At 65.8% G+C, this 2,598-nt stretch carries 2 protein-coding genes; both read left to right on the top strand.

The window, feature by feature from the left end:
- Nucleotides 1-279, top strand: a 279-nt coding sequence (locus LQR33_RS23580) for an electron transfer flavoprotein subunit alpha/FixB family protein (protein WP_231470673.1), incomplete at its 5' end; no start/stop codon positions are given.
- Between the two features lie 154 nt (nt 280-433).
- Complete coding sequence (locus tag LQR33_RS23575; RefSeq protein ID WP_231470672.1) at nt 434-2,215, top strand: acyl-CoA dehydrogenase; 1,782 nt, start codon at nt 434-436, stop codon at nt 2,213-2,215.
- Nucleotides 2,216-2,598 lie beyond the last annotated feature (383 nt).

Genomic DNA, 2,598 nt, shown 5'->3' with positions numbered 1-2,598 from the left:
CTGTCCGCCGCCGTCGGCGCCTCGCGCGCCGCGGTGGACGCCGGCTACGCGCCGAACGACTATCAGGTCGGCCAGACCGGCAAGGTGGTGGCGCCGCAGCTGTACTTCGCCGTCGGCATCTCGGGCGCGATCCAGCATCTTGCGGGCATGAAGGATTCCAAGGTGATCGTCGCGATCAACAAGGACGAAGAGGCCCCGATCTTCCAGGTGGCCGACTACGGCATTGTCGGCGACCTGTTCGCCGTGGTGCCGGAACTGATCGCCGAACTGTCGAAGTAAGCGGCAGCCGGGGGCGCGGCCGCAAGCGCCCTCGACCGAGCAGGCAGCATAGCCGCCGGAACCAACAACAGCAGCCGGCGCCCTATCAGGGAGCGCCGGTTTTTTTTATGGCCCGCGGCGCGGGCCGACGCGAGAGAAGCAGAGGAGAAGCGCGATGATTTATCACGCCCCAATCAAAGACATCCGATTTGCATTGAACGAGCTGGCCGATCTGGCGGCGATCTGCGGGCTGCCGGGCTACGGCGAGTGCTCGGTGGAACTCACCGACGCGGTGCTGGAAGAGGGCGCCAAGTTCGCCGAGGGCGTGCTGGCGCCGATCAACAAGCAGGGCGACCAGGGCGCCAAGTGGAAGGACGGCGAAGTGGCCGCCGCGCCGGGCTTCAAGGATGCCTGGCGGCAGTACGTCGAATCGGGCTGGGTGGGCCTGCGCGCGCCGGAGGAATACGGCGGCCAGGGCATGCCGGCGCTGGTGGCGGCGGCGGTGGAGGAAATGTGGTGTTCGTCCAATCTGGCGTTCTCGCTGGCGCCGCTGCTGACGCTGGGCGCGGTTGAGGCTATCCATCATCACGCATCGGATGAGCTGAAGAGCGTCTATCTGCCGATGATGGCCAGCGGCCAGTGGACCGGCACCATGAACCTGACCGAGCCGCAGGCCGGCTCCGACCTGGCCCAAGTGCGCTCCAGGGCGACGCCGGCCGCCGACGGCAGCTATCGGGTCAGCGGCCAGAAGATCTTCATCACCTGGGGCGAGCACGACATGGCCGAGAACATCGTCCATCTGGTGCTGGCCCGGCTGCCGGACGCGCCGGCCGGGGTGAAGGGCATCTCGCTGTTCATCGTGCCCAAGTTCCTGGTGAACGCCGACGGCTCGCTCGGCGCGCGCAACGACGTGCGCTGCGTGTCGCTGGAGCACAAGCTGGGGATACACGGCAGCCCGACCGCGGTGATGAGCTTCGGCGACAACGACGGCGCGGTCGGCTATTTGGTCGGCGAGCCGAACAAGGGCCTGAATTACATGTTCACCATGATGAACCACGCCCGCCTGGGCGTGGGCATCGAGGGCGTGGCGGTGTCCGAGCGCGCCTACCAGAAGGCGGTGGAGTACGCGCGGGATCGAGTGCAGAGCCGCGCGGTCGGTTCGCCCGATCCGGCCGGCGTGGCCATCATCCGGCACCCGGACGTGCGCCGCATGCTGATGACGATGCGCGCCCAGATCGAAGCGCAGCGCGCGCTGACCTTCTACGCCGCGGCCGCGCTGGACCGCGCCGCCCGCCATCCGGTGGCGGACGAAGCCGCCCGCAACCAGGCGCTGCTGAATTTCCTGATTCCCATCGTCAAGGGCTGGAACACCGAGCAGGCCAACGAGATCACCAGCCTGGCCATCCAGGTGCACGGCGGCATGGGCTACATCGAGGAGACCGGCGTCGCCCAGTACTACCGCGACGCCCGCATCACCGCCATCTATGAAGGCACCACCGGCATCCAGGCGCTGGACCTGATCGGCCGCAAGACGGCGATGGATCAGGGCGCGGTCGCCCGCGCGCTGCTGGCCGAGGCGCAGTCTACGGTGAACAAGCTGCAGGCCGCGGGGTTCGACTCCGCCGCCGGCAACCTCTCCGCCGCGATCGCCGACGCCGAGCGCTGCGTCGCCTTCATCCTGGAAACCTTCGGCTCCCAGCCGCAACTGGCCGCTGCCGGTTCGGTGCCGTTCCTGAAGCTGATGGGCATCGTGCTGGGCGGCTGGCAGATGGGCCGCGCCGCGCTGATCGCCAAGGAAAAGCTGCAGGGCGCCGATGCGGACAGCGATTTCCTGAACGCCAAGATCATTACCGCGCGCTTCTTCGCCGAGCACCTGCTGCCGCAGGTTTCCGGCCTGGCGGCGGCGATTCTGAATGGCGCCGATAGCGCGCTGGCGCTGGATGACAGCCAGTTTTGACCAGCTAGATCCGATATGCCGACGCCGCGGCCTCGCCGCGGCGTTTTTTTATGCGAAAATGCCGAAAGTTTGCTTTTTACCGATGTAAATTTCTTGTTTTGATGCGATGAGAATCAAGCGGCAAGCGAGTCGGCTGTAAATATTAACGATGACTAAATTTTCATCTGTCATCAAATATTCAGGCAGCCTATTGCAAAATCGTGCTCTTGCTGCTTAATCTAGCGTGCCTGCTGTGACAGTCGCTCAGCAAATTTACGATACGGAAGGCCGATGGTTTCAGGGGACAAGACAATCATGCGCCGCAAGCTGGACTTCAGCCGCTGGCGGCTGCCGGGCCGGCAGTGGCACAAGGCCCTGCCCGCCGCGGCGCTGGGACTGGCCGC

It is taken from the genome of Chromobacterium piscinae, assembly GCF_021129175.1.
GTDB lineage: Bacteria > Pseudomonadota > Gammaproteobacteria > Burkholderiales > Chromobacteriaceae > Chromobacterium > Chromobacterium piscinae.
This window is presented reverse-complemented; position numbering and strand designations above follow the sequence as displayed.

Bases quoted from the DNA above. Each gene is read 5' to 3' on its own strand.
- LQR33_RS23575 (WP_231470672.1), top strand. From the start codon at position 434: ATGATTTATCACGCCCCAATCAAAGACATCCGATTTGCATTGAACGAG.